This window comes from Ruegeria sp. YTSC199 (assembly GCF_059609725.1).
The window spans coordinates 1-4,459 of record NZ_JBXWMF010000061.1 but is presented as its reverse complement, the minus strand read 5'-3'; the positions used below and the strand labels follow the sequence as shown (position 1 = coordinate 4,459).

Sequence of the window (4,459 nt, the reverse complement as noted above, 5' to 3'; positions counted from 1 at the left end):
CATGACCGAGATTAATCGCACACCGTTGTATTCATTGCATGTTGAGTTGGGTGGCAAGATGGTTGATTTTGCTGGATGGGAGATGCCTGTTCAGTATCCGATGGGGATCATGGGCGAGCATAAGCAGTGCCGTGAGAAGGCGGCGGTTTTTGATGTGAGCCATATGGGTCAGGTTATCCTGCGCGGTGAGAATGTGGGTGAGAAGCTGGAAGCTTTGTGCCCGCAGGCCTATGCGACTTTGAAAGAAGGCAAGGCGCGGTACGGGTTCTTTACCAATGCGGAAGGCGGGATCATGGATGACCTGATCGTGTCGAATGCGGGCGATCATTATTTCGTCGTTGTGAATGCGGCGCTGCGTGATCAGGACATTCCGCATATGCGCGATAACCTTGACGGCGTCGAAGTGACCGAGATTTTCGACCGCGCGCTGGTGGCCGTGCAGGGCCCCAAGGCCGAGGACGTGGTGGGTGCGCTGTGCCCCGAAGCGCGCGATCTGAAGTTCATGGAAACCACGATTGCCGACATCAACGGTGTCGAATGCCGCATCTCGCGGTTGGGTTACACCGGCGAGGACGGTTATGAGATCTCGATCCCCGAGGACAAAGCCATCGAAGTGACCCGCGCCTTCCTGGCGCATGAGGATTGCGAACCGGCGGGTCTGGGCGCGCGCGACAGCCTGCGGCTGGAGGCGGGGCTGTGCCTTTATGGCAATGACATCGACCAGAGCACCTCGCCGATCGAGGCCAGCCTTGGCTGGGCGATCCAGAAACGCCGCAAGGAAGAAGGTGGCTTTCCGGGGGCCGACCGGGTGCAAAAGGAACTGGCCGAAGGACCGGCCCGCAAGTTGGTGGGCATCAAGCCCGAAGGTCGTGCACCGGCACGCCAGGGCGTGGAAATCCAATGCGCTGAAGGCAACACCATCGGTCAGATCACCTCGGGCAGCTTTGGTCCGACGGTCGGCGGGCCGGTGGCGATGGGCTATGTGTCCGCGGGCCATGGCGAGCCGGGCGAGACGGTGAACCTGATCATCCGGGGCAAGGCACAACCGGCGCAGATCGTGGCGCTGCCCTTCGTCAAACAGAATTACAAGCGTTGAAGTCAGGAGAGAAAGACATGGCAACCTATTATTCCGAAGAGCATGAATGGCTGACCGTTGAGGGCGACACGGCCACTCTGGGCATCACCAAACATGCCGCCGAGCAGCTGGGCGAGGTGGTCTTTGTCGAGCAGCAGGACGTGGGTGAGGAATTTGCCAAGGACGGTGAGATCGGCGTGATCGAATCCGTCAAGGCCGCGTCCGAGCTTTATGCGCCGGTCGATGGCGAGATCGTCGAGGTCAACGAGGCGCTGGCCGACAACCCCGGCGCGCTGAACGAAGACCCCGAGGGCGAGGCCTGGATCTACAAGATCAAGATCACGGATGCGTCGCAGCTGGAAGACCTGATGGATCTGGACGGCTACAAGGCCTTCATCGGCTGAGCCTCTGCAGGGGTCCTGAACCGGACCCCCACCCGTTCGGGCCAACCCGGCCCGCATTCTACCCGGAGGCTCTCGCGGCCTCCGCCGGACCTGACTTATTCATAGGAGCGCTGCAATGGCCTTCAAACTGACCGACTACGAAGCCTATGACTTTGCCAATCGCCGCCATATCGGGCCCAGCCCGACCGAGATGCGCGACATGCTCAAGGTGATCGGCTTCAAGACGCTGGACGAGCTGATCGACGCCACCGTTCCGCCCGCGATCCGCCAGAAGGAGCCGCTGGACTGGGGTCCGGCGATGACCGAGCGTGATGCGCTGTTCCACATGCGCGAGGTGGCGGGCAAGAACAAGGTTCTGACCTCGCTGATCGGTCAGGGCTATTACGGCACCACCACGCCGGCGCCGATCCTGCGCAACATCCTGGAAAACCCGGCTTGGTACACCGCCTATACGCCCTATCAGCCCGAGATCAGCCAGGGCCGGCTTGAGGCGCTGCTGAACTTCCAGACCATGGTCAGCGACCTGACCGGGCTGGACGTGGCCAACGCGTCCTTGCTGGACGAAGCCACGGCTGCGGCTGAGGCGATGGCGATGGCCAAGCGCGGCGGCCGGTCCAAGGCCAACAACGCGGCCTTCTTCGTCGACAAGAACTGCCACCCGCAGACCATCGCGGTGATCAAGACCCGCGCCGAGCCCCTGGGCATCGACGTGCAGGTGGCCGATCCCGATACGCTGGACGCGGGCGCCGTCTTTGGCGCCATCTTCCAGTATCCCGGCACCCACGGCCACGTGCGCGACTTCACATCGGAAATCGCGGCGCTGCATGAACATAAAGCGATTGCCATCGTCGCCGCCGACATCCTGTCGCTGGCGCTGCTGAAGTCACCGGGTGAGATGGGCGCGGATATCGCCATCGGCTCGACCCAGCGCTTTGGCGTGCCGATGGGCTATGGTGGCCCGCACGCCGCCTATATGGCCACCACCGACAAGCTGAAGCGCGCGATGCCCGGCCGGATCATCGGCGTGTCGATCGACAGCCGTGGCAACAAGGCTTACCGCCTGTCGCTGCAGACCCGCGAGCAGCATATCCGCCGCGAGAAAGCCAACTCGAACGTCTGCACCGCGCAGGCACTGCTGGCGGTGATCGCCTCGATGTATGCGGTCTATCACGGCCCCGACGGCATCAAGGCCATCGCGCAATCGGTGCACCGCAAGACCTCGCGCATGGCGGCCGGTCTGGAAGAGGCGGGCTTTGCCGTCGAGCCGGAGGTGTTCTTCGACACCATCACGGTTGAGGTCGGCCATCTGCAGAACGTCGTGATGGAGGCCGCCGTGGCCCGGGGCGTTAACCTGCGCAAGGTCGGCGACAGCAAGGTGGGCATCAGCCTGGACGAACAGACCCGCCCCGAGACCATCGAGGCCGTCTGGGGGGCCTTCGGCATCGACCGCAAGGATGACAGCTCGAACAAGCAATACCGCCTGCCGGATTATGCGCTGCGCGAAAGCGCCTATCTGACCCACCCGATCTTCCACCAGAACCGGGCCGAGGCCGAGATCACGCGGTACATGCGCCGTCTGGCCGACCGTGACCTGGCGCTGGATCGGGCGATGATCCCGCTGGGATCGTGCACCATGAAGCTGAACGCCACGATCGAGATGATCCCGGTCACCTGGCCCGAGTTCGGCAACCTGCACCCGTTTGTGCCGCAAGATCAGGCGCAGGGCTATCACGAGATGATTGCCGACCTGAACGACAAGCTGTGCCAGATCACCGGCTATGACGCGATCTCGCAGCAGCCCAACTCGGGTGCGCAGGGCGAATATGCGGGCCTGCTGACCATCCGCAACTATCACTTCGCCCGCGGCGAAGGGCACCGCAATGTCTGCCTGATCCCGACCTCGGCGCATGGCACCAACCCGGCCTCGGCCCAGATGGTGGGCTGGCAGGTTGTGCCGGTGCAGGCCGATGACAAGGGCAACATTGATCTGGCTGACTTCCGCGCCAAGGCGGAAAAGCATTCCGATCATCTCGCCGCCTGCATGATCACCTATCCGTCTACCCATGGCGTGTTCGAGACCACCGTGCAGGAGGTCTGCCAGATCACCCATGATCACGGCGGTCAGGTCTATATCGACGGCGCCAACATGAACGCCATGGTCGGCCTGTCGCGCCCCGGTGATATTGGCGGTGACGTCAGCCACCTGAACCTGCACAAGACCTTCTGCATTCCGCATGGCGGCGGCGGCCCCGGCATGGGTCCGATCGGCGTCAAGGCGCATCTGGAGGAACACCTGCCCGGCCACCCGGAATACGGCACCGCCGTGGGTCCGGTCTCGGCGGCACCGTTTGGCTCGCCGTCGATCCTGCCGGTCAGCTGGGCCTATGTGCTGCTGATGGGCGGTGCGGGTCTGACGCAGGCGACCAAGGTGGCAATCCTGAACGCCAACTACATCGCGGCGCGCCTGAGCGAGGCCTACCCGATCCTCTACACCTCCGAGACAGGCCGTGTGGCGCATGAATGCATCCTCGACACCCGCCCGCTGGATGAGGCAGCGCAGGTCAGCGTCGACGATATCGCCAAGCGTCTGGTCGATTCAGGCTTCCACGCGCCGACCATGTCCTGGCCAGTGGCGGGCACCCTGATGGTGGAACCCACGGAATCGGAACCCATGGCGGAACTCGACCGCTTCTGCGAGGCCATGCTGTCCATCCGGGCCGAGGCGCAGGACATCATCGACGGCAAGATCGACGCGGAGAACAACCCGCTGAAAAACGCCCCCCACACGGTGCGCGATCTGGTCGGCGACTGGGACCGCCCCTACACCCGCGAACAGGCCTGCTTCCCGCCGGGCTCCATGGGCGTCGACAAATACTGGTCCCCAGTCAACCGCGTCGACAACGCATACGGAGACCGAAACCTCGTCTGCACATGCCCCCCAATGGACGCATACCAAGACGCCGCAGAATAAAAAATCAGT

3 protein-coding genes are annotated in these 4,459 nt (G+C 63.2%); all 3 read left to right on the top strand.

Annotation, left to right across the window (positions count from 1 at the left end; translation table 11 throughout):
• Window position 1: 1 nt before the first annotated feature.
• On the top strand, window positions 2–1,096 hold the full coding sequence (gcvT, locus tag AC2FEE_RS25440; RefSeq protein WP_496868199.1) for a glycine cleavage system aminomethyltransferase GcvT: 1,095 nt from the start codon (window positions 2–4) through the stop codon (window positions 1,094–1,096).
• A gap of 17 nt (window positions 1,097–1,113) precedes the next feature.
• Window positions 1,114–1,479, top strand: a complete 366-nt coding sequence (gcvH, locus tag AC2FEE_RS25435; RefSeq protein ID WP_496868198.1) for a glycine cleavage system protein GcvH — start codon at window positions 1,114–1,116, stop codon at window positions 1,477–1,479.
• A 115-nt stretch (window positions 1,480–1,594) separates the two neighbouring features.
• A complete protein-coding gene (gcvP, locus tag AC2FEE_RS25430) occupies window positions 1,595–4,450 on the top strand; it encodes an aminomethyl-transferring glycine dehydrogenase (protein WP_496868197.1) in 2,856 nt (951 codons plus the stop codon).
• Window positions 4,451–4,459 lie beyond the last annotated feature (9 nt).

Coding starts and splice junctions, on each gene's coding strand:
- gcvT (WP_496868199.1), top strand. CDS start 2: ATGACCGAGATTAATCGCACACCGTTGTATTCATTGCATGTTGAGTTG.
- gcvH (WP_496868198.1), top strand. CDS start 1,114: ATGGCAACCTATTATTCCGAAGAGCATGAATGGCTGACCGTTGAGGGC.
- gcvP (WP_496868197.1), top strand. CDS start 1,595: ATGGCCTTCAAACTGACCGACTACGAAGCCTATGACTTTGCCAATCGC.